The following is a 22,249-nucleotide window of genomic DNA, read 5'->3' on the forward strand; positions in this document are numbered from 1 at the left end:
CAGCCGATCAAGGAGATCAGCGCATGTCCCTTCGCATCAACACCAACGTCGAGGCGTTTAACGCGCATCGCAACCTCAACGGCACCAGCGACAAGATCGCTAAGTCCATGGAGCGCCTGTCCTCGGGCCTGCGCATCAACCGCGCCAGCGATGACGCGGCGGGCCTGGCGATCTCCGAGAAGATGCGCGGCCAGATCGGTGGTCTCGATCAGGCCAAGCGCAACGCCCAGGACGGCGTCTCGCTCGTCCAGACGGCGGAAGGTGCGCTGACGGAGGTTCACTCCATCCTGCAGCGTGTTCGTACCCTGGCCGTGCAGTACCAGAACGGCACCGTCGGTGCCGACGACAAGGCCGCCATCGACGCCGAGGTCTCGCAGCTCACGACCGAGCTGGGCGCCATCGGCACGCGGGCGGACTTCAACGGCACGAAGCTGCTCGACGGCTCGACCGCCACGGTGACGTTCCAGGTCGGCGCGAACGACGACGAGACGACCACGGTCGCCCTCGTCTCCCTCGCCACCGAGCTCGGCACGGTGTCCGGCGCGACGACGCTCTCGGGCGTCAGCCTCGCCTCGATCGACACGGCGATCAAGAACGTGTCCCAGGTCCGCGCCGACTTCGGTGCAGTGCAGAACCGCCTGGAGCACACCCTGAACAGCCTGTCGGTCACGCAGGAGAACCTCACCGCCTCCGAGAGCCGCATCCGCGACGTGGACATGGCCTCCGAGATGGTGTCGCTCACGAAGAACCAGATCCTGTCGCAGGCCGGCACGGCGATCCTCTCGCAGGCCAACCAGGCCTCGCAGGGCGTGCTGTCCCTCCTGCGCTAGATCAGCCAGTAGGACCGCAGGACCAGGACCGCAGGACCGCAGGACCACGACGCCCCCGGAGCTTCGGCCTCGGGGGCGTCGTGTCGTTCGGCCCCCCTCCGCGGGGGCCGGCCTGGTCCCCTCCCGCGTTTCGATTCAAGTCGCGGGGGAGAGGGCCGATCAAGCGGGCATGGCGTTGCGCTTGACCCCTGGACCCGCCCCGACCGCGAAGCCGCTCGTCGAGCGCCTCGCCCCGATCGCCGACGAGCTGCTGCGTCGTCACGATCTGTCCGGCTGGGTGAAGCTCTACGACGGCGTCGCCGCCGAGTCCGACCCGCACCGGCGCTACGAGGCTCGCCGCGTCCTGGCGTCCTTGGCCGTCAACCACGACGCCGGCTCGACGGCGCAGACCGCCGCGCGGCTGCTCGTCGCCGCCGGCCGCCTCGTCCGCGTCCTCGAGGAGGATCCGCGGGAGCCCGTGCTGCTCAACGAGGCCGGCGTCGCGTTCTACGAGCTGGGCGCGCTCGACGCCGCCCAGGCCCTGTTCGTCGCCGCGCAGCGCCTCGACCCGACCCTCGCGGACGTCGCCCGCAACATCGGTGAGATCCGCCGGCGCCGCAAGTCCGGCGTCACGCGGATGCCGCTGCCGCAGGACGTGGCGCACGGCCTGCGCTCCCTGACCCCGCGCGCCGAGGCCATCGCCCGGGCCGCCCGCCCGGCGAAGGACCAGACCGTCTCGCTCTGCATGATCGTCAAGGACGAGGAGGCCATGCTCCCGCGCTGCCTCGACGCCGTCCGCGACTGGGTCGACGAGATGATCGTCGTCGACACCGGCTCGACTGACCGCACCGTCGAGATCGCGGAGCAGCGCGGCGCCCGCGTCCTGCACCACGAGTGGCAGAACGACTTCTCCGCGGCCCGCAACGTGTCCTTCGACGCCGCGACCTGCGACTGGATCCTCTACCTCGACGCCGACGAGGTCCTCTTCGACGGCGACGGCCCCCGGCTGCGCGAGCTGCTGACGCACACCTGGCGCGAGGCGATCTTCCTCATCGAGACGAACCACACGGGCGACCTCGAGGACGGCACCGCGACGACCCACGACGCGATGCGCCTCGTCCGTCGTCGCCCGGGACGCCGGTTCACCGGCCGGCTCCACGAGCAGCTGCAGGACATCCCGGCGTACCTGCCGGAGCGTCGCGAGATCTCGACGGTCCGCATCGAGCACTTCGGCTACCTCGGCGAGGTCCGCCAGCAGAAGGACAAGGGCACCCGCAACCGCGAGATCCTCGACCGGCAGTTCGCGGACGGCGACGTGTCGCCGTTCATGCGCTTCAACCTCGGCATGGAGCACGTCGCCGCCGGCGAGCACCACGCCGCCATCGAGCACCTCGAGCAGTCCTGGACCGACCTGGCCGACGACCCGGAGCGCGCGAGCTACGGGTTCATGCCGATGCTCGCGTCGCACCTCGTCGAGGCGCTGCGGACCGTCGGCCGCCTGGACGACGCGGATCGGCGCGCCGAGGAGGTCCTCGCGTTCTACCCGGCGTTCACCGACATCGTCCTGTTGCAGGCCCACGTCGCGCACCTGCGGGGCGACGACGCCCGGGCGGAGGAGCGCTACCGCACCTGCCTGCAGATGGGCGACGCGCCGAGCACGCTCGTCGCCGCCCGCGGCGCCGGCACGTTCCTCGCGGCCCGCGGCCTGGCCGACCTGCTGTCCACGACGGACCGCACGGCCGAGGCCGAGGAGCTCCTCACGGACGCCCTGCGCCGCTGGCCCGAGCACCTCCGCACCGCGGAGTCGCTCGCGGCCCTCCTGCGCAAGCGCGGCCTGTCGGGCGCCGAGACGCTGGCCCGCATCGGCGAGCTGGTGACGGAGCTGCCGCCGTCCGGCCGCTTCCTCGTCGCCGGCGCGCTGCACCGCTCGGGCGCCACGGAGGAGGCCGAGGCCGAGCTGCGTGCCGTGCTGCAGGCCCGCCCCGGCTCCGACGCCGCCCGCGTGCTGCTGGTCGAGACGCTCCTGCTGCAGGACCGCCTCGGCGACGCCCTGGTCGAGGCGGCCCTCGTGGCGCCGGGCGCGAACCGCGAGCCCGCCGCCCTGCGCCACGCCGCGTTCGCCGGCATCGCCGCCGGCTTGCCGGTCGACGACGTCCTGGCCCGCGCCGCCGGCGTGCTGCCCCCGGCGGAGCACGCGCTGTTCTGCGCGTGGGCCGGCCGCGACGTCTCGCTCGCGCCGTCCGCCGCCGACCTGGTGCTCACGATGCTCAACGCCCTCGCCCGCCTCGAGCGCTACGAGGCCTTCGAGGCCCTCGCCGGCGTCTTCGAGCGGATCGGCCTGCCGTGGCGCGATCGCCGCGAGCAGCTCGCCCGCCTGTACGTGCGCCGCGGGTTCCTGCAGTCGGCCGCCGACGAGTGGATGGCCGTCGTCGAGCGCTCCGGCCCGGACGCCGACGCCCTTCGTGGCCTGGCGATCGTCGCCGCCGAGATGGGCCTGGAGGAGGACGCCGCGATCTTCGCCGCCGACGCCGAGGCCCTCGAGGGCGCCGTCGCCGGGGCCACCCGATGACGGCGGAGGTCGGCGCCGGCGTCCGCCGGACGGACCACGAGGACGAGTACTTCCTCTGGCAGCGCCCCGAGCTGCGCGTGCGGGTGCCGGAGTCGGCCCGCCGCGTGCTCGACGTCGGCTGCGGCGCCGGGGGTCTCGGCGCCGCGCTGAAGGCCGAGCGCCCGGGCCTGCACGTCGCGGGCATCGAGGGCTTCCCCGAGGCCGCCGCCGAGGCCCGTGGGGTGCTCGACGAGGTCCTCGAGCTCGACCTCGACACCCTCGACGCCCTGCCGCACGCGGCGGGCCACTTCGACGCGATGATCTTCGGCGACGTCCTGGAGCACCTGCGCGACCCGGAGCGTCTGCTGCGCGTCCTGCTGCCGCACCTCGCTCCGGACGGCGTGTTCGTCTGCTCGATCCCGAACGTCAAGCACTGGAGCGTCGTCGTCCCGCTGCTGGTGAACGACCGCTGGACCTACGAGGACGCCGGCCTGCTGGACCGCACCCACGTGCACTTCTTCACGCTCGACGAGATCGGGTTGATGCTCGATCGGCTCGGGCTCGAGGCGGCGGAGATCGGCGTGAACGACCACGCCCCGCTGCCCCCGGGGCTCGAGCCGCTCGTCGACGCCGCGGTGCGCCTCGGCGCCGAGCGCGAGGAGACCGCCGCCCGCCTGGGCGCGTACCAGTATCTGCTGACCGTCCGGAGGGCCGGCGCATGAGCATCCCCGTCTCGATCGTCGTCCCGCTCACCGGCGGCCCCGAGGCCGCGCTGCGCTGCCTCGTCGCGCTCTCCGACGTGCCCGACGTCCCGGTCCACGAGGTGGTCGTCGTCGACGACGCCTCCGTCGGCCTCGAGGACCTGCTGGCCCGCATCGACGGCGACGCCGCCGTCGTCCGCCGCGCCCAGCGCGGCGGCCTGGCCGCCGCGTGGCGCTCCGGCATCGAGCGCGCCACGGGTGAGGTCGTCGTGCTGCTCGCCGGCGCCCCCGAGGTCGCGCCGGACTTCCTGGGTCCGCTGCACGCCGCGCTCTCGGGGGCCGGCGTCGCCGTGGCGACGGCCGGCGCGGGCGATCCCGTCGCCGCGCCGGCGCTCGCCGCCCGCCGCGACGCCCTCCGCGCGCTCCCCGTTCTCGACGTGCCCGACGCGCTGGCCCCGGCCGCCGTCACGGCGCGCCTGGCCGCCGCCGGCGCCGTCGTGCCGTGCCCGGGCTCCCGCGTCGGCGTGGCCCCGACCCGCGACGCGGCCGGGCGCGGCCTCGACCGCAACCCGCCGGGGACCCCGCCCGAGCTCACCGTCGTGATCCCGACGCTCGACGCCACGAGCGAGCGCCTGCGCCGCTGCGTCGCCGCCATCGGCCGCGCCACCCAGGCGCCGCACGACATCGTGATCGTCGACAACGGCGCGCCGCCACAGGGCTTCACCGCGCCGGTCAACGCCGGCATCCGCGCCGCCCGTGGCCGTTTCGTGGTCGTCTGCAACGACGACGTCGAGGTCCTCCCGGGCTGGTGGCCGCCGCTGCGCGACGCGCTCGAGGCCGGCGCCCCGGTGGCGTTCCCGCAGACGATCGACGGCGCGATGCGCCACGACTTCGCCGCGTGGTGCTTCGCCGTCTCGCGCGTCGCCATCGAGCGGCACGCGGTCGAGCCCGGCGAGTTCTTCCACCCCGGCCTGCGGGTCTGGTACCAGGACACCGACCTGCTCCTGCGCCTGCGCGCGGCGGGCACCCCGCCGGTCTTCGTGCCCGACGCGCACGTGCGCCACGGCCTCAGCGAGACCGTAGCCACCGAGGACCCGGCGCTGCGCGCGTGGATCGACCGTCAGGTCGAGGACGACCGCCGGGCCTTCGAGCGCCTGCACCCGACGGCGGTCGTGACCGGGGGCTGAGGCCCCCCCGGGGCGATCCGTCAGTCGAGGATCGCGGTCGCGTCGATCTCGACGAGCAGCTCGGGGCCGGCGAGCGCGGCGACGCCGATGCCGGTCAGCGGGGCCTGGGGGACGGGCACCCCGAGCCGGTCCGCCGCGCGGGCCACCCCCTCGACGTACGCCGCCATCTTGTCCGGCGTCCAGTCGACGAGGTAGACGGTGAACTTGACGACATCGGCCAGGGTGCCGCCCACGGCGGCCAGCGCAGTGGCGACGTTCAGGAGGGACTGCTCGACCTGGGCGGCCAGGTCGCCGACGCCGACCGTCGCGCCGTCGGCGTCCCACGAGACCTGGCCCGCCAGGAACACCTGCCGCGAGCCGGTGGCGACGGCGACGTGGTGGTAGAGGTCGACCTGCGGGATGCCGGCGGGGTTCGTGAGCGTGATGGACATGCGGTGCTCCTTCGGGATGGTCCGGGGAATCCGGTCCGCATCACCATAGCATTGCAATGCTATGCAACGTTCCCGGTAGGGTCCGCGGCCATGGCCAGGCCCAAGGACCCGGCGGTCCGCACGCTCCTCGTGGAGCGGGCCGCCCACATGCTGCGCACCCGCGAGCCGATCACCCTGCGCTCGCTCGTCGCGGGAACGGGCGTCTCGACGATGGCCGTCTACACGCACTTCGCCGGTATGGACGGCGTGTGGAGCGCCCTGCGGCAGGAGGGGTTCACCCGGCTGGCGGGGTGGCTGGCGACCGTCGAGCCGACGACGGACCCCGTCCGGGACCTGGCGGCGCTGCTGGCCGCCTACCTGCGCAACGCGCTCGACCACCCCGACCTCTACCGCGTGATGTTCGACGCGAGCTTCCCCCTCGAGGATCCGGACGCGGCCGAGGCGACCCTGCTCGTGCTCGTCGCGGCGGCGGAGCGGGGCGTCGAGGCGGGCCGGTACCGCCCCGACGTGGACCCGCTCGAGCTCGCCACGGAGAGCTGGGCGACGTGCCACGGGCTCGTCTCGCTCGTCACGCCGGGACCGCTGCCGCGCACCCGCCTGGACCTCGGTGTGCGGATGCTGACGGCGCTCTACGTCGCGGCGGGGGACGAGCCGGAGCGCTGTCGGGCGTCGGTGGCCGATGGGTGGGGCGGTCTGCTGCAGGCCGGCGGCCGGCCGATCGGCGCGGCGCAGCCGCCCGCTCAGCCCAGGTCGAGCACGTAGCGGTCGTAGACCGTGGTGCTGCCGCCGTAGCTCTCCTTGTTGCGGACGAGCCCGGCGTTGAGCGTGCGGCCCTCGTCCTCCGTGGAGATGCCGAAGTCGAAGTACGGCGTGGCCGCGTGCACGTCGGTGAGCAGGCGGTCGACGATCGCGTCGATTGCGGCGGCGTCGCGGCCCTCGGGGCCGGCGGCGATGTACTGCGCGTGGGCGACGAGCGGCGTGCTGTAGACGACCACGCCGCCCAGGACGGGGGCGCCCGGCGCCTCGCGGGCGGTGTAGAGGCGGATCTCGTCGGGGAACCGCGCCGCCAGGAGGGCGATCTCGTCGGCGGTATGGACCGGCGCGACGCCGTGGCGCTCGCGGAGCGTCGCCTCCTCCAGCGCCCAGAATCCGTGGAGGTCGAGGTCGTGGGCGACGTGCAGGCGACGGCCGCGCTTGACGGCCGCGCGGCGGCCCTTGCTGTAGGCCGGGCGCTCCGCGGTGCGGATCGTCGTGGCGAGGTCGCGGCGCACGACCCGTGCTCCGAGCGCCCAGAGGGCGTGCAGGTCGTCCTCGGCGGGGGTGCGGTGGTAGATGTGCGGCGCGGGCTTGTAGACGAGCTCGCGCACGCCGACGGCACGGAGCGCGTCGATGAGGCCCTCGAGCCAGGCGCGCACCCGGGTGGCCGAGGACGCGCCGTCGCAGATCAAGCCGCCGAAGGTCAGGCCCCCGTGGCTCGTGACGACGTCGCCCGCGCGGCTGGCGGGCAGCGCGGCGCGGAGCGTGCCGTCGACGAGGACCACGAGCGAGTGGTCGGCGAAGCGGTCGGCGTGGTACTCGAGGTAGCCCCGGCGCAGGAGCACGTGGGGCACGCGGGAGCGCTCCACGAGGGCGTCCCAGGCGGCGGCGTCCTCCGGGCGGTAGCGGCGGATCTCGACGGGGGCCGCCGTCACGCGGGCACCGGGGCGGGGGAGGGCAGCAGGGGTGACGCCGCGGTGGTGGTCGCGTCGAGGACGCCTGCCAGGTCGTCGGGCCCGCACGACGGCAGCCCGTCGGTGGCGGCGACGGCGCCGAGCGCCAGGTCGGCCCGCGCCGCCAACGCCGCGCGGCCGAGGGGCTCGTCGCCCGTCGCCAACACGTCGGCGTCCGTGGCCTCCAGCGGGCCGGCGAACGCGTCCATCAGCGCCCGGCCGGACCAGCCGGCGCCGTGCACGACGAGCGTGACGTCGTCCGCGTCGGTCACGTGGGCGACGTACGCGCTCAGGAGCTCGGGACGGGCGACGAGCTCGTCCGCGTCGGCGAGCACCACGGTGCGCCGCAGCTCGGGCTCGGAGGGCAGCGACCCCTCCCAGCCGCCGACGAGGTCCTGCAGCCAGGCCTCGAGCGCGGTGTGGCTCGGGTCGGCGGCGAGGCCGGCGACGCCGTGGACGACGGCACCGGCGACGTCGCCGACCGCCAGGGCGTCGCGGCCGGCGTCGGCGCGCAGGGCGGCCTGACGGCGGTCGTCGTCCGTCACGGGGACGGTGGTGCGCCCGGCGGCGGCCTCGGCCTTGCCGGGGCCGGCGCCGCACGCGGCGCGGAACGCCCGCAGGCCGTCGACCGCCGCCTGGGCGTGCACGTCGCCCGGCTGCACGCTCCGCAGCATCGCGCGCCGCAGCCCGCGCTCCTGGTACATCGCCTCGGCGACCTTCTCCGGGCCGGCGCCGAAGCTCAGGTTGTTCCCGTGCATCCGGTAGCGGCAGGTGACCTCGGGCAGGTACGCGACGTCCGCGGCGCGCGCGAGCGTCCACGCCCACCAGTAGTCCTCCCAGGGCGCGTGGTCCGGGATCGGGTGGACGAGGTGCTTGAGGCACGCGCGCTGCATGACGCTCGCGCCGCAGACGACGTTGTGCTTCAGGAGCGCGTCGAGGAGCGGACCGGGAACGGCCGAGATCCCCGTCACGTCGCGGAACGACGGCGAGATGAGCGCGCCGTCGCCGTCGATGACCTCGAGGTCGGAGTGCACGAGGCCGGCGCGCGGGTGGGCCTGCAGCGTCTCGACGAGGAGGCGGATGCGCCCGGGGACCCAGACGTCGTCGCCGGAGATCGAGGTGATGACATCGCCCGTCAGCTCGGCCATGCCGCGGTTGACGGCGCCGCGGACGCCGCGGTTCTCCTGGTGGATGATCCGCACCTCGTCGCGGTACGGCTGCAGAGCCTCCAGCGTGCCGTCCGTGGAGCCGTCCTCGACGACGACGAACTGGAGCCGGTCCGCGGGCCAGTCCTGGGCCAGCACGCTCTCCACGGCCTCGGCGACGAAGCGCTCGTGGTTGTACGCCGTGCAGTAGATGCTCACCACCGGGACGGCGGGGAGCGGCGGGAGAGAGCCCATGACCGGCTGATCGGCCCGGACGCCCCGGAATGAAGGGCCGGCGGGCGGATCCGCGGCGGCGTGGACTCAAGAACGGGGTGGCCACTCCGATGATCGGGCCATGGACTACACCCTGAGCTACGACCCGGAGGCCGACTTCGACCGGTGGTACACCGTCGGCACCGGCCGGGCGATCGCTTCCTGGATCCGCTCGGGGGATCGGCTGCTCGAGCTCGGATGCGCCACCGGCCTGATGACCGGGATGCTCGTCGACGCCGGCGCCGCCGTGACCGCCGTCGACCGCGCGGGCCACTACCTCGAGCGGCTCCGCGAGCGGGCGTTGCCCGGAGTCGACGTCGTCGAGGCGGACCTCTCCGTCGCCTTCCCGGACGGGGGGGACTACGGCCACGTGCTGGCCACGAGCATCCTGCACCAGATCCCGGATCCGGCCGGCTTCGTCGCCCGCGCCGCGGAGCGCCTCGCTCCCGGTGGCTTGCTGCACGTGACCGTGCCCAACCCGCGCTCGCTGCACCGCCTCCTGGCCGTCGACGCCGGACAGCTGCGCTCGCTGGACGAGGTCTCCGCCCTCGGCGAGGCCACGCAGGTCAGCCGCATGATGAGCGCGGAGGAGATCACGGCCCTCGGCCACGCCGCCGGGCTCTCCGTCGTCCACCGCGGCGGCGTCCTCCTCAAGCCGGTGCCGAACGCCGAGATGGAGTCGCTGCCGGCCGCCGTCGTCGAGCGCCTGCTCGACGCCGCGCGTCACGCACCCGAGCTCTGCGCCATGAGCTACGTGGTGCTCCGTCGTGCCTGACCACCCGCTCGACGCCGCCACCGGCCGCGAGACCGTGATCGTCGGCGGCGCATGGGCGGCGCTCGTCGCGGCCGATCGGCTGGCCGCAGCGGGGGAGCCCGTGCGGCTGCTGCTGCCGACGCGCGGCGTGGGGGGCGGGTTCGCCTCCCGCCGCGTCGGCGGCCGCTCGCTCGAGCTGGGGCTCCGCGTCCTCGAGCTGCACCACGAGGCCGCACCCGACGCCGCCGACGTCCGGCCGCTGGAGGCCTACGACCTGACGACCACCGGCCACGTGCCGTTCCTCCCGCTCGTGCGCGACTACGTCGCCGGCCTGGCGGGGGAGGACCTCGTCGAACTGGTGCCCGGGGCCACGGCGATCGGCGGGCGGCTCGTCGACGACCTCTTCCTGACCTCGGACCCGGCGGGCGTCCGGGCCGCGCTCACGCCCGCGCAGCGCGCCGCCGCCGCGACCGAGGTGGACCCCGACCGCTCCCCGGGCGCGCTCACGGGCCCGGCGGAGACCCGCACCCTGGCCCAGGCCTCCCGCGAGAACCATGGCGCCACGGTGCACGACGCCCTGATCGCCCCGTTCGTCGCCAAGGTCGTGGCCGGCGGCTCCGACGTCGTGCTCGCCGCGCTGCGCCGCCGCGTCTGGACGCCCGTCCTGTGGCCCCGCTCCGTGTGGGAGGCCTGCAGCGGCGCCCCGTGGGGGTTCCGTCCCGACCGGCCGCAGCACGGCGTCCGCGGCGGGGTCGGCGTGCTCGTCGACCGCGTCGTGGCGCGGCTGCAGGCGCAGCCGCTCGTCCGGATCGAGCGGGTCGGGCCGCTGCGGACGCTCGTTCACCACGGGGAGGGTCGGGTCGCCCTCGGCTTCGACGACGCACGCTCCGTCCTCGCCGCGCGCCCCGTCCTCGCCGTGCCGGCGCCGGAGCTCTTCGCGGCCTGCGGCGTCCCCTACGCGCCCGAGCGGGCCCGGACCGTCGTCGCGTGGGCCGAGCTGGACGCGGGCGACGTGCTCGCCGCGCCGTCCGTCGTCCACGTCGTCGACCCGGAGAACGCGGCCATGCGGATCACCGTCGCCACCCCGGCGGCCGGCGACGCGGGCGACCGCCGGCTGTTCTGCGTCGAGCTGCGCCACGACCTGGCGGAGGACGCGGCCGCGTCGGCGACGCGCTCCGGCCTCGTCGCGGCGGGGATCGCCCGCCCGGGCGCGCCGATCGACGTCGTCGACCACGTCGCGGCCCGCACGTTCCCGCTGCCCGTCGCCGCGAACGCCGCGGGCTTCGCCGCGGCCCGCGAGGCCTTCGACGCCCTGGGCCTCGACGTCGAGGTGATCGGCGGTGGCCGCGGCCTCGCCGGCGACTACCTCAACGAGCAGATCGTCTCCGGGCTCGCCTGCGCGTGGTCGCGGACGGTCGCGCCCGTCGCGGCCTGAGCCCGGGAGGTGGGGGTCAAGACCGCTTCCGTGCGGCCGATCACGGGAGCGTGAGCACCGTCCAGACCGCGGCGGGCCTGGCGGCCTGTCACCTCATCGCCTTCCCGCGCATCGAGGACCGACGCGGCAACCTGAGCTTCGTCGAGAACGACACACAGGTGCCGTTCGCGATGCAGCGCGTCTACTGGCTCTACGACGTGCCGGGAGGCGCGGAGCGCGGCGGCCACGCCCACCGCGACCTCGAGCAGGTCGTCGTCGCGATGTCGGGCAGCTTCGACCTCGTGCTCGACGACGGCGTCATCTCGCAGCGCTTCCACCTCAACCGCTCCTACGTCGGGCTCTACATCCCGTCGATGGTGTGGCGCGAGATCGACAACTTCTCGTCCGGCTCGGTCTGCATGGTGCTGGCCTCGAAGCCCTACGACGAGGCGGACTACATCCGCGACCAGGACGAGTTCCGCTCCGCCGTCCGATGACCGTCGCGTTCCTCGACCTGACGCCGCCCGCGGCGGTCCGGGCCGAGATCGAGGCCGCGCTGCTGCGCGTCGCGCGCTCCGGCCGCTACCTGCTGGGGCCCGAGCTCGACGCGTTCGAGGCGGAGTTCGCCGCGTTCGCCGGCGCGGAGCACTGCGTCGCGGTCGGCAGCGGCCTCGACGCCCTGCGCCTGGCGCTGCAGGCCCGTGGCATCGGCCCGGGCGACGAGGTCCTCGTGCCGGGGCAGACGTTCGTCGCCACGTGGCTCGCGGTGTCCGCGGTCGGTGCCACCGTCGTCCCCGTCGACGTCGACCCCGCCTCGCACCTCATGGACCCGGAGGCCGCTCGCGCCGCGATCGGCCCGCGCACCGCGGCGATCGTCCCCGTCGACCTCTACGGGCACCCGGCGCCGCACCCGGAGCTGCGCGCCCTGGCCGACCGCCACGGCCTGTGGATCCTGGACGACGCCGCGCAGGCCCACGGCGCCCGCCTGGACGGTCGGCCCGTGGGGAGCTGGGCGGACGCGTCGGCGTGGAGCTTCTACCCCGGCAAGAACCTCGGGGCCATGGGCGACGGCGGCGCGGTCACCACGGACGACGCCGACCTGGCCCGGCGCCTGCGCCGCCTGCGCAACTACGGCAGCGAGCAGAAGTACGTGCACCTCGAGCAGGGCGTCAACAGCCGGCTCGACGAGCTGCAGGCCGCCGTCCTGCGCGTGCGCCTGCGCGGGCTGCCCGCCGCGAGCGCCCGCCGCGCCGCCGTGGCCCGGCGGTACCTCGACGGGCTGGCGGGCACGGGCCTGGGGCTGCCGCCCGTCGCCCCGGGCGCGGCGCCCAGCTGGCACCTCTTCGTCGTGCGCACGCCCGACCGCGACGGCCTGCGAGCGACCCTGGACGCCACCGGCGTCCAGACCCTCGTGCACTACCCGTCCGTCCCGGGACGCCAGCCCGCCTACGCGGGCACACCGGCGGCGCAGGCCGACGTGCCCCGCGCCGTGCGCGCGGCGGCCGAGGTCCTCTCGTTGCCGATGGGCCCGCACCTCACCGACGACGACCTCGAGACCGTGCTGGCCGCGGTCACGACCGCGACGGCCGGACTCGTCACCGCCTGAGGGACGTCGTTCCGGGCGGCGCCGCGGCAGGGGGCCGGGTCAGGCGGTGACGAGCGGCGCGCCTGCGCCGTCGTGCGGCGCGTCGGCGGCGGCGGCGGCGATGACCGCGTCGCAGATGTCGCGCCGGGTGACGTCCTTGTCGAGGTAGCCAACCACGCCAGCGGCCTCGGCGCGCTGGACCGCGGCCCTGCGGTCCTCCGCGCTCAGGATGAGCACCCGGACGCCACCCAGGGTGGGGTCGGCCCGGACCTGCTCGGCCACGTCGATGCCGTCGAGGTGCGGCATCCGCAGGTCCAGCAGGGCGACCCGGGGGCGCAGCCGGCGGATGGCCTCGATCGCCTGGACCCCGTCGCCGACCTCGGCCACGACGTCGAGCGAGCGGCGCGTCAATGCCCGGACGACGCCGTCGCGGTACAGCGCGTTGTCGTCGGCGACGAGGACGGACACGCGAGCAGCCGGCGCGACGGGGGCGACCGGGGCGGGGACGCCCGCGATCATCGGGGTGCCGGGCGGTCGGGGTCGCGTTCCTCCATGGCCAGGAGTTCTACGCCGCGATCGTCGCGATCCCGCATCGTTCCCGTGGCGAACGCGTGTCCTCCGGCGGGCCGGCTCCGCCGCGCCGGTCGAGGACCGACACCACCGCTCAAGCCTGCGCCGCCCGCGCCGATCACCCGAAGGATGACCCTGGCTACGACGCTGAACCGCATCGCCGAGATCCAGACCATGGTCGACCCGGGGGCCGCCGCCCGCGCCGCCGCGGCGCGCCAGGCCGCCCTCGTGGGCACGGCCACCCCGGTCGTGAACGACGCGGGCCGCGCCACCTTCGCGAAGGCCCTGCAGGGCGCCGAGGCCGTGGGTGGCGGCGGGCAGGGGTCGACCGACATGGTCGCCGCCGCGCGCACGCAGCACGGCGTGGTGGAGCAGCCGCCGGGGTCGAACGACAGCCCGGAGATCAAGACGTACCGCGACGCCGTCGCGGGCGCCCCGGGCCCCGGCCCGTGGTGCGCCTACTTCGTCTCCTGGGCCGCGAAGGAGACCGGCACGCCGCTGGGCGACAACGGCCAGGGCTTCGGGTCCGTCGACCAGATGTGGGCCTGGGCCCAGGGCGCCGGCAAGGCCACCCCGAACGGCCCCGGCGTCAAGCCCAAGGTCGGCGACATCATCATCCTCAACCAGCACACCGGCATCGTCACGGGCGTCAAGCCCGACGGCACGGTCGAGACCATCGAGGGCAACACCTCGGACAAGGTCGCCGAGCGCACGCACCCCGCGGGCGCGGCGATCGGCTACATCAGCGTCCGCTAGCCGGACGCGGGAACACCGCCCGCGCGGCGCCGACACGGCGGCCCCGCGGCGCACCGTGCGTCGACCGTCCACGCCGGGCCCCGGCGGGCCCCGCGCCCCGCGCCTCTCATTCCCGACGAGCTCGCTGCCGGAACGCGAAAAACGCCGCAGGGTCTGCGGCGGAGGGGGAACGCTGGGGCCGACGAGCGGCGGAGGAGGGGCGGGGAGCCGCCGGGGCCGGTGGGCCTGCGCGGGGGCGCAGGGGGCTCTCGGCGGAGGGTGGCGCGGCGAGGCCGGGGGACGACGCGACGCGGAAGGGTGACGCTCAGTCGATGGCGGCGACGAGCAGCTCGGCGTGCGTGCCGAGGGCGGCGCGGAGACGGCGGCGCAGCGTGCCGGCGATCTGGCAGACGCGGGACTCCGAGACGCCCAGCAGCTCGCCGATCTCGCGCAGGCGGCGGCCCTCGACGTAGAGCAGGAGGGCGACCTCGCGCTCGCGCTGGGGCAGCTCGGCGACGGCGGCCGCGACGCGGGCCCGGGCCTCGCTGACCTCGAGGGCGTGGGCGGGGTCCGTGGAGCGGTCGGTCGTCGGGATGGTGTCGGCGCGGTCGACGGTCACGCCGTCGGAGCCGGCGACGGTCGTGGCGAGGGACTCGACCTCGGCGAGGGCGAGCTGGTCGCGGCGGGTGCGCACCTCGTCGACGCTCGACTCGAGGTGGGTGGCCAGCTCCGCGTCGGTGGGCTCGCGGTCCAGGCGGGAGCGGAGGTCGCGGCGGGCGCCCTCGGCTTCGCGCTCCCAGCGACGCAGCGAGCGGGGGGCCCAGTCTCGGCGGCGGAGCTCGTCGAGGATCGCGCCGTTGATGCGGGTCCACACGAACTGCTCGAGCGTCGCGCCCTTCGCTGGGTCGAAACGCTCCAGCGAGACGATGAGGGCCTCGAAGCCCGATGCGGCGAGGTCGTCCATCTCGCAGTACGCGGGAAGTTGACGCACCTTGCGGCCGACGATGTGGCGGACGAGCGGGGTGAGCAGGAAGACGAGCTCGTCACGGATCGCGCGGTCACCGGTCGCGCGGTAGGACTCCCAGCGCTCGAGGAGCTCCTCGGAGGTGGGACGGCGGTCGGTGCGCGTGCGGGTCGTGGTGGTGCTCATCGGGTCTCCTCGGGGGGGCTGGGGCGGCGGCGGGTCGGTGCCGTCGCGTGACCGGCGCCAGATGCTGATGTCCACCGATCGGCGGACCAGGAGAATCCCCCAACCGGTTTTGGACGTCTGTCCGATTCAGGCGCCCGAGTTCACCCCGTCTGGGGCCGAAAGAGGGGGTCGAACACCGTTACCCAGGGGCTATTTCGAAACCGGTGGGGGTCTCGAGCCTACGACCGCACCGTTCAGCGGCGGTCGTGCGTGCGCCGTCCTCGTCTTCCGAGGACGTTCGCGGGGGTGCAGGTGAACACCGATTGGGGGAGGTGCCCATCCCCTGATCGGTGGGTCGCCGATCGGCGGACGCTGCCCGCTCCTGGGCGGCGGAGGCGGCTCGGGCTCCGGGGCCTCACCCTGCGCGTCGCCGGGCCGGTGTGCGGGCGCCTTCGGACCGCCGTGCGGCACGATCCGGGACGCCGCGGGGGCTCTCGCGCGGCGCCGCCGTCCGTGGGCTCTTGCCTGGTATTCGGCCGAGACCCCGAAAACGTGACCGCACCGGTCAGCGGGCCGGCTCGAAGGGCCCCGGAACGACGTCGGGCGGCCCGGTGGCCGCCCGACGCTCAGCACTGCGCTCCCGGCCGCCGCGGCGACCGGCCCACCGCTCAGGCGGTGGCGCCCGTGTCGATCGTGCCGCCGGTGGGGGCGGGCACGTCGGCCTCGTCGAGCACGCCGTTGGCCTGCGCGACGATGCGCACGATGTCGGCCATGATCACGGAGATGTCGAAGTCCTTCGGCGTGTAGACGCCGGCCACGCCCGCCTCGTGCAGGGGAGCCGCGTCGGCCTCGGGGATGATCCCGCCGACGATCACGGGTGCGTCGACGCCCTTGGCCCGCAGCTCCTCGATCACCGCGGGGATGAGCTCGAGGTGGCTGCCCGAGAGGATGGACAGGCCGATGACGTGCACGCCCTCCTGCTCCGCGGAGTGCGCGATCTGCTCCGGCGTCAGGCGGATGCCCTCGTAGACGACGTCCATGCCGACGTCGCGGGCGCGCACGGCGATCTGCTCGGCCCCGTTGGAGTGGCCGTCCAGCCCCGGCTTGCCGACGAGGATCTTGATCCGGCGGCCCAGGGCCTCGGAGACGCGCTCGACCTCGGCCTGCACCTGTTCGACGGCCTCGGAGCGGTCCGTGGTCGACGCGGCCTCGCCGACGCCGGTCGGGGCGCGGAACTCGCCGAAGGCGGAGCGCAGCGTCTTGGCCCACTCGCCCGTGGTCACGCCGACGCGGGCGGCGGCGATGGACGCGGGCATGATGTTCTCGTCGCTCGCGGCGACCTCGGCCAGACGCGTCAGGGCGGCGTCCACGGCCTCCTGGTCCCGGCCGGCGCGCCACTGCGCGAGCGCGTCCTTCGCCTGCTGCTCCACCGCGTGGTCGACGGTCATGATGCCGCCGTCGTTCGCCGCGGTCAGCGGGGAGGGCTCCGTCTCCGTGTACTTGTTGATCCCGACGACGATCTGCTCGCCGCGCTCGATGCGGGCGATCCGCTCGCGGTGGCTCTCGACGAGCGCGCTCTTCATGTAGTCCACGGCCTGCACCGCCCCGCCGTGCTCCTCGACGACCTGCATCTCGGCGCGGGCGCCCTCGGCGAGCTCCTGGACCAGGCCCTCCATGACGACGGAGCCCTCGAAGATGTCGGGGTACTCGAGCATGTCGGTCTCGAAGGCGAGGATCTGCTGGATCCGCAGCGCCCACTGCTGGTCCCACGCGCGCGGGAGGCCGAGGGCCTCGTTCCACGCCGGCAGCTGCAGCGCACGGGCGCGGGCGTTGCGGCCGAGGGTCACGGCGAGCGCCTCGAGCACGATGCGCTGCACGTTGTTCTCCGGCTGCGCCTCCGTCAGCCCGAGCGAGTTGACCTGCACGCCGTAGCGGAACCGCAGGGCCTTCTCGTCGGTCACGCCGTAGCGCTCGCGGCCGATCTGCTCCCACAGCTCGCTCATCGCGCGGAGCTTCGCGTGCTCCTCGATGAACCGCACGCCGGCGTTGACGAAGAACGAGATCCGGGCGAAGACCTTGGTCATCTGCGACGGGTCGACGCGCTCGCGGGCGGCGTCGAGGACGGCGATCGCGTTGGACATCGCGTAGGCGATCTCCTGGACGGGGGTGGCCCCGGCCTCCTGCAGGTGGTAGCTGCAGATGTTGATGGGGTTCCACTTCGGGACGTGCTCGACCGTGTAGGCGATCATGTCCGCGATCAGCCGCATGGACGGGCCGGGCGGGAACGCATAGGTCCCGCGCGCGAGGAACTCCTTGATGATGTCGTTCTGGGTCGTGCCCTGCAGCCGGCGCTGGACCTCCTCCGGCGGCGTGTCGGCGTCCTGCTCCTCGGCCGCCACGATGTACATCGAGAGCATCCACGCGGCCACCGCGTTGATCGTCATCGACGTGTTCATCGTCTCGAGCGGGATGCCGTCCATCAGCGTCCGCATGTCGCCGATGTGCGAGACGGGCACCCCGACCTTGCCGACCTCGCCGCGCGCGAGGGTGTCGTCGGGGTCGTAGCCCGTCTGCGTCGGCAGGTCGAACGCGACGGAGAGACCGGTCTGACCCTTGGCGAGGTTGCCCCGGTAGAGCTCGTTGGAGGCCTTCGCCGTCGAGTGGCCGGCGTAGGTCCGCATGAGCCACGGGCGGTCGGGCTGCGGCAGGCGGGGGCTCGTCATGGCGGGAGTGTATTTCCTACCCGCGTTCGCGGCGAGTCGTCCGGCCGTCCGGCGCAGGGGCGCGGGCCACGGCCTGCGACGGGCGGGCCGGGGCGACGCCCAGATAGGGTCCGGGCGTGAGCTCCGACCTCGTCCCGCAGACCGTCGACCTGCTCCACCTGGGCCGGCCGAAGGCGATGTCGGCGCACCTCTTCGGCGACGTGATCGTCGACCCGGGCGCGGAGAGCACCATCGAGCGGGTGGTCGAGGCGCTCGACGGCCGCACGCCGCGGGCCATCCTCCTGACGCACATCCACTTCGACCACGCGGGCGGCACCGGCGCGCTCGTCGAACGGTTCCCCGACGTCGAGGTCTGGGTCCACGACCGCGGCGCGAAGCACATGATCGACCCCACGCGGCTCGTCGCGAGCGCCCGCAAGGTCTTCGGCGACTACTTCGACCAGCTCTGGGGCCGGGTGATCCCGATCCCGGAGAGGAACGTCCGGGTGCTGCACGGCGGCGAGTCCGAGGGCCCGTGGGAGGTCGCCTACACGCCCGGCCACGCCCAGCACCACGTCTGTTACCTCCACCGGCCGACGCGCACCGCGTTCACGGGCGACGTGACCGGCATCCGCATCGACGGCGGGCCGGCGCTCCCGCCGACCCCGCCGCCGGACATCGACCCGCCGCTGTGGCACCGGTCGCTCGACGTCGTCGCGGCCTGGGAGCCCCAGCGCATCGCCTACATGCACTTCGGCCAGACCACGGACGACATCCCCGAGCAGATCGCGACGCTGCACGAGACGCTCGACCTCTACGCCCAGGCCGCGCGGACGACGGACGCGCAGGGCATGGCGGACTTCATCCGCGTGTGGGTGCTCGAGCGCGCGGGGGAGGAGGGCCTGCCGACGTACTACGCCGCGGGCCCCTTCGAGGGCCTGTGGGCCGGCCTGGACCGCTACTGGAAGCGCGTGGAGCGCGAGACGGCGGTCAATGCCACGGAGGCGCAGGACCACTCCGCCGCCGAGCAGGCCGCGGACGACCCCGAAGCCTGAGGGCCGCGCGGGGTCGGGGCGCGGACCCGCGCCCGGGCCCCGACCGGTCCGCGCGACCCGCCGCCCACCGCGACCCGCCGCCGCAATGCCCGCTCAGGCCCGGACGAACGTCGGCTCGATCGTCATCTCGCTGCGCAGGCTGTTCGCGATGAAGCACTCCCGGTGGGCGAGCTCGCAGAGCCGGCGCAGGCGGTCCTCCGACGCGTCGGAGCGCACGACGACGCGAGGCCGCAGCACGATGCGCTCGATCCACATCGGCGCCGACCCGCCCGCGGGCTCCGGCATCTCGGCCGACGCTTCGTCCGTGTACTCCACGACGTCGATCCGGGCCCGAGCGGCGACCGCCAGGAACGCCAGCAGCTGGCACGAGCTGGCCGCCGCCAGCAAGAGGGCCTCGGGGTTCAGGAGGGCCGGGTCGCCCCGGAACGCCGGGTCGGAGCTCAGCTGCAGGTCGGCGGAGGCGGGCGCTGCGGTGACCGCGTGCGCGCGGGTATAGGCGTCGTAGCCGACGCCGGTGCTGCCCGTCCAGGAGAGCCGCGTCGCGTAGCGGTGGACGGAGTGGGCGGCGGCCATGCCTGGACCTTGGCACACGGCCGGGCGTCGCCTATCGTGGAGAGCGACCCGCGTCCCGTCGGCGGCCGTCCGCCGGCGCGGCAACCTCGCTACCCTGCACGACCGTGAGCCAGACCGCCGAGAAGACACGCGCCGCCGATCCCGGCACCGGCCTCGGCGGCTCCTGGAACGTCATCGTCCGCGACGACGACCACAACACCCACCAGGGCGTCGCGATCGTCCTGGCGCGGTTCATCCCCGGTGTGACCGTCGACGCCGGCCTGCGGATCGCCGACAAGATCCACCGCACGGGTCTCGCGATCGTCTGGACCGGCCACAAGGAGCTGGCCGAGCACTACTGGGAGCAGCTGCAGGGCGCGGGCCTCACGATGGCTCCGCTCGAGCAGAACTGACCCCGTCGGGGCCCGGTCGCCGGGCCGCCCCGGGGGTCTGCTGCGCCCTGCGGCGCCCCGTGCCCGCCTGGCCCCTTCGGGCGGCCTGGCCCGCAGGGACGTCCGCGAACGACGAAGGCCCGCCGATGGCGGGCCTTCGTCGTTCCTGCGGGCGACCGGGCGCCGACCGGGCGCCGAGCGTCCTAGCCGCTGCCCGTCGGGGCGGGCATGCCCGTGATGCGCGGGTCCTCGGCCGCCTTCGCGGGGCCGAACGGCTCGTCCGCGTACGGATCGACGACGCCGGGCGCGCGGCCGTGCGCGATCGGGATGTTGATCTCGTAGTTCAGGGGCTTCTGGTACAGGTTGCTGTGGACCGTGCGGAACTCGATGAGCTCCTCCGAGTTCCACAGGCGCTGCCACGTGACCTTGTCGGGCACGAGGATCGACATGCGGAACCGGTAGGCGTCCTCCCGCGAGCGCACGACACGCGCCTCGAGCGCCCCGAGCCGCAGGACCTTGGGGGTGAGCTCCTGGAGGGCCGCGGCGAGATCGTCCGCACGCAGGCCGTTCCCGTAGAACGGGAGTTCGTAGGCGATGACACTCATGGTCGCCCTATCGTCCCACGTCCGCGCCCATCGCGCCCGATCGGGACGCACGGGCCGCCACGGCGGCGTGCGTCCCGGCCGCGCGCATCAGGCGCCGACCTCGGCGATGATCGCGCCCGGGCCGTCCGCCGTGCGGCCCTCGTCGGCGTCCTGGGCGCCCACGAGGATCGCGATCTTGCCCGAGTGCTTGTTGTCGCGCATGAGCTGGTGGACCTCGGCGGTCTCCGCGAACTGCGCCGTGCGCCAGAGGACGGGCTGGATCTTCCCCTCGTCGATCAGCTGGTTGGCCTTCATGCACTGGTACGCGTTGGCGAAGTGGGAGCCGATGATCTCCTTCTGCTTCATCCACAGGTAGCGCACGTCGAAGTCGAGCGTGTAGCCCGAGGTGGCGCCGCAGATGACGACCTTGCCGAACGGCTTGACCGTGAAGACCGAGGTCGGGAACGTCGCCTTGCCGACGTGCTCGAAGACGATGTCGGGCGACTCGCCGCCGAAGAGCTCCTTGACCTTCTTCGCGAACTGGCGGGAGACGCCGAAGCGCTCCTTCTCCTGCTCCGGCGTCTCGTCGCCGGTGCGCATCATGCCCTTGAAGTCGTTGCGGTTGATGTACCCGACCGCGCCGAGCTCCTTGACGAGCTCGCCCTTCTCGTCCGAGGAGACGACGCCCACGGCCTCGGCACCCGCGGCCTTCGCGAGCTGGATCGCGAAGACGCCCAGGCCGCCGGCGGCGCCCCAGACGAGGACCTTGTCGCCGGCCTTGATGTCGGCGCGGTCCATGAGCATCCGGTAGGCCGTGAAGTACGTCAGGCCGTACGAGGCCGCCTCGGCCCAGGAGAGGTGCTTCGGCTTCGGCAGCAGCTGCTGGGCCTGGACCTTGCAGAACTCGGCGAAGGAGCCCCACGTCGTCTCGTAGGCCCAGATCCGCTGCGACGGCGCGGCCATCGGGTCCAGGCCGTGGACCTCGACGTCCTCGTAGGACGCCTGGTTGCAGTGCACGACGACCTCGTCGCCGACCTTCCAGCGCGTGACGCCCTCGCCGACCTTCCACACGATGCCCGAGGCGTCCGAGCCGCCGATGTGATGGCCGAACTCCGGGTGGTCCCCGTACTTGAAGACCGAGACGGGCTCGCCGAGCGCCGCCCACACGTTGTTGAAGTTCACGCCGGCCGCCATCACGCGTACGACGACCTCGAACGGGCCCGGCTGCGGGACGTCCACCGTCTCGAGCTGGATCGCGTCCTTCGGCTCGCCCAGGCGGTCCTCGCGGATCGCCCAGGCGGACATGGTCGCGGGCAGCTCGCCCGGGGCCGTGCGCGCGGTGTGCAGGTCAGTGAGATCGACGGACATCGGCGGAAGCCTACCGTCGGTCGCGTTGGCGCGCCCGCGCGGTGACGAACCGCACGTACGGCCCTACGCGTCCCGACGAACGGGGTCGTCCGGAGGCCTTCCCGGGTGCCCCGAGCCTCGCCGACGTCCGACGCGGTCCCGGCCCGCGACGCTCGGGGTGGGGCCCGGCCCGCTACGGCAGGAGGAGCTCGCCGTCGCCGCTCTCGCGTCGGGCGCCGACCACGAGCGTCGCGGGTGCGAGGTCCTTGCCGGCCGAGAGCCGCCAGGTGCCCTTCGTGACGTCGGCGTTCAGCGTCGCGACGCTGCCCGGCTCGAGCTTGTAGCGCGTGCGAGCCTCCGCCGAGTCGCTCCCGCGGGCGAGGCTGGCGCGGACGGTCTTCGCGCTCTGGTTCGAGACGACGATGCGCAGCGGTCCGCCGCCGACGCTGTCGGGGGAGAGGCTGACCCCGCGATCGGTGATCGCGGCGCTGAGCTGCTTCGTCGTGGGGGGCCGCTCGCCGGCGGGCTTCGACGCCTGGTCCACCCGGCCGCACGCGGTGAGGCCTCCGACGACGGCCAGTCCGGCGGCCAACTTCACGATCTGACTGCGCGCCACGTACATCGGTC

General features: G+C 74.3%; 22 protein-coding genes. 12 read left to right on the plus strand and 10 right to left on the minus strand.

Annotated features, from left to right (window positions below; all coding sequences use genetic code 11):
• The first annotated feature begins 23 nt into the window (after positions 1-23).
• The 4 genes from F593_RS0116815 (at position 24) to F593_RS0116830 (ending at position 5,245) form a co-directional block, all read left to right on the plus strand.
• Complete coding sequence (locus F593_RS0116815; RefSeq protein ID WP_022929919.1) at positions 24-830, plus strand: flagellin N-terminal helical domain-containing protein; 807 nt, start codon at positions 24-26, stop codon at positions 828-830.
• A 169-nt stretch (positions 831-999) separates the two neighbouring features.
• On the plus strand, positions 1,000-3,378 hold the full coding sequence (locus F593_RS28690) for a TPR domain-containing glycosyltransferase (RefSeq protein ID WP_022929920.1): 2,379 nt from the start codon (positions 1,000-1,002) through the stop codon (positions 3,376-3,378).
• The gene (locus tag F593_RS26090; protein ID WP_022929921.1) at positions 3,375-4,079 is read left to right on the plus strand and encodes a class I SAM-dependent methyltransferase; all 705 of its coding nucleotides are present in this window, start codon (positions 3,375-3,377) and stop codon (positions 4,077-4,079) included. Before F593_RS28690 ends, F593_RS26090 begins: the two co-directional genes overlap by 4 nt.
• Complete coding sequence (locus tag F593_RS0116830; RefSeq protein WP_022929922.1) at positions 4,076-5,245, plus strand: glycosyltransferase; 1,170 nt, start codon at positions 4,076-4,078, stop codon at positions 5,243-5,245. Before F593_RS26090 ends, F593_RS0116830 begins: the two co-directional genes overlap by 4 nt.
• 20 nt (positions 5,246-5,265) lie before the next feature.
• Here F593_RS0116830 and F593_RS0116835 read toward each other — a convergent pair whose 3' ends face one another.
• The gene (locus tag F593_RS0116835; RefSeq protein ID WP_022929923.1) at positions 5,266-5,676 is read right to left on the minus strand and encodes a RidA family protein; all 411 of its coding nucleotides are present in this window, start codon (positions 5,674-5,676) and stop codon (positions 5,266-5,268) included.
• Positions 5,677-5,766: 90 nt separating this feature from the next.
• Here F593_RS0116835 and F593_RS26095 point away from each other — a divergent pair, with 90 nt between their 5' ends.
• Positions 5,767-6,438, plus strand: coding sequence for a TetR/AcrR family transcriptional regulator (locus F593_RS26095; RefSeq protein WP_022929924.1), 672 nt, complete (start codon positions 5,767-5,769; stop codon positions 6,436-6,438).
• On the opposite strand, the gene F593_RS0116845 is transcribed toward F593_RS26095, so the two are convergent.
• Both F593_RS0116845 and F593_RS28695 read right to left on the minus strand, forming a co-directional pair.
• Positions 6,417-7,367, minus strand: a complete 951-nt coding sequence (locus F593_RS0116845; RefSeq protein ID WP_022929925.1) for a hypothetical protein — start codon at positions 7,365-7,367, stop codon at positions 6,417-6,419. The genes F593_RS26095 and F593_RS0116845 overlap by 22 nt on opposite strands.
• On the minus strand, positions 7,364-8,785 hold the full coding sequence (locus tag F593_RS28695; RefSeq protein WP_022929926.1) for a glycosyltransferase: 1,422 nt from the start codon (positions 8,783-8,785) through the stop codon (positions 7,364-7,366). The genes F593_RS0116845 and F593_RS28695 overlap by 4 nt, the downstream gene beginning before the upstream one ends.
• A gap of 100 nt (positions 8,786-8,885) precedes the next feature.
• Here F593_RS28695 and F593_RS0116855 point away from each other — a divergent pair, with 100 nt between their 5' ends.
• The 4 genes from F593_RS0116855 to F593_RS0116870 are packed head-to-tail and all read left to right on the plus strand — an operon-like array spanning position 8,886 to position 12,577.
• Entirely contained in the window at positions 8,886-9,578 is a 693-nt protein-coding gene (locus F593_RS0116855) for a class I SAM-dependent methyltransferase (RefSeq protein ID WP_022929927.1), read from the plus strand.
• Complete coding sequence (locus F593_RS0116860) at positions 9,571-10,992, plus strand: NAD(P)-binding protein (protein WP_022929928.1); 1,422 nt, start codon at positions 9,571-9,573, stop codon at positions 10,990-10,992. Before F593_RS0116855 ends, F593_RS0116860 begins: the two co-directional genes overlap by 8 nt.
• 50 nt (positions 10,993-11,042) lie before the next feature.
• The gene (locus tag F593_RS30930; RefSeq protein WP_022929929.1) at positions 11,043-11,468 is read left to right on the plus strand and encodes a sugar 3,4-ketoisomerase; all 426 of its coding nucleotides are present in this window, start codon (positions 11,043-11,045) and stop codon (positions 11,466-11,468) included.
• Positions 11,465-12,577, plus strand: a complete 1,113-nt coding sequence (locus tag F593_RS0116870) for a DegT/DnrJ/EryC1/StrS family aminotransferase (RefSeq protein WP_022929930.1) — start codon at positions 11,465-11,467, stop codon at positions 12,575-12,577. Before F593_RS30930 ends, F593_RS0116870 begins: the two co-directional genes overlap by 4 nt.
• 39 nt (positions 12,578-12,616) lie before the next feature.
• On the opposite strand, the gene F593_RS26105 is transcribed toward F593_RS0116870, so the two are convergent.
• Positions 12,617-13,024, minus strand: coding sequence for a response regulator (locus F593_RS26105; protein WP_169449213.1), 408 nt, complete (start codon positions 13,022-13,024; stop codon positions 12,617-12,619).
• 231 nt (positions 13,025-13,255) lie between these two features.
• Between F593_RS26105 and F593_RS0116880 the strand changes: the two genes are divergently transcribed.
• Entirely contained in the window at positions 13,256-13,882 is a 627-nt protein-coding gene (locus F593_RS0116880) for a CHAP domain-containing protein (protein ID WP_022929931.1), read from the plus strand.
• Between the two features lie 304 nt (positions 13,883-14,186).
• Here F593_RS0116880 and F593_RS26110 read toward each other — a convergent pair whose 3' ends face one another.
• The gene (locus F593_RS26110; protein ID WP_022929932.1) at positions 14,187-15,011 is read right to left on the minus strand and encodes a sigma-70 family RNA polymerase sigma factor; all 825 of its coding nucleotides are present in this window, start codon (positions 15,009-15,011) and stop codon (positions 14,187-14,189) included.
• A gap of 647 nt (positions 15,012-15,658) precedes the next feature.
• Positions 15,659-17,713, minus strand: a complete 2,055-nt coding sequence (locus tag F593_RS0116890; RefSeq protein ID WP_022929933.1) for a protein meaA — start codon at positions 17,711-17,713, stop codon at positions 15,659-15,661.
• Positions 17,714-17,829: 116 nt separating this feature from the next.
• On the opposite strand from F593_RS0116890, the gene F593_RS26115 reads away from it, so the two are divergent.
• On the plus strand, positions 17,830-18,747 hold the full coding sequence (locus tag F593_RS26115) for an MBL fold metallo-hydrolase (protein WP_022929934.1): 918 nt from the start codon (positions 17,830-17,832) through the stop codon (positions 18,745-18,747).
• A gap of 93 nt (positions 18,748-18,840) precedes the next feature.
• Here F593_RS26115 and F593_RS0116900 read toward each other — a convergent pair whose 3' ends face one another.
• Positions 18,841-19,320: an OsmC family protein gene (locus F593_RS0116900; RefSeq protein WP_022929935.1), complete on the minus strand. Its 480-nt coding sequence runs from the start codon at positions 19,318-19,320 to the stop codon at positions 18,841-18,843.
• 104 nt (positions 19,321-19,424) lie between these two features.
• Between F593_RS0116900 and F593_RS0116905 the strand changes: the two genes are divergently transcribed.
• Entirely contained in the window at positions 19,425-19,712 is a 288-nt protein-coding gene (locus F593_RS0116905) for an ATP-dependent Clp protease adaptor ClpS (RefSeq protein ID WP_022929936.1), read from the plus strand.
• 182 nt (positions 19,713-19,894) lie between these two features.
• On the opposite strand, the gene F593_RS26120 is transcribed toward F593_RS0116905, so the two are convergent.
• From F593_RS26120 to F593_RS0116925, 3 genes are all read right to left on the minus strand, one after another.
• Positions 19,895-20,296, minus strand: coding sequence for a hypothetical protein (locus F593_RS26120; RefSeq protein ID WP_022929937.1), 402 nt, complete (start codon positions 20,294-20,296; stop codon positions 19,895-19,897).
• Between the two features lie 87 nt (positions 20,297-20,383).
• A complete protein-coding gene (ccrA, locus tag F593_RS0116920) occupies positions 20,384-21,643 on the minus strand; it encodes a crotonyl-CoA carboxylase/reductase (protein ID WP_022929938.1) in 1,260 nt (419 codons plus the stop codon).
• A gap of 172 nt (positions 21,644-21,815) precedes the next feature.
• A complete protein-coding gene (locus F593_RS0116925) occupies positions 21,816-22,238 on the minus strand; it encodes a hypothetical protein (RefSeq protein WP_157251909.1) in 423 nt (140 codons plus the stop codon).
• Between the last annotated feature and the right edge of the window lie 11 nt (positions 22,239-22,249).

The organism is Patulibacter americanus DSM 16676 (assembly GCF_000420025.1).
In the GTDB taxonomy this organism is placed as follows: domain Bacteria; phylum Actinomycetota; class Thermoleophilia; order Solirubrobacterales; family Solirubrobacteraceae; genus Patulibacter; species Patulibacter americanus.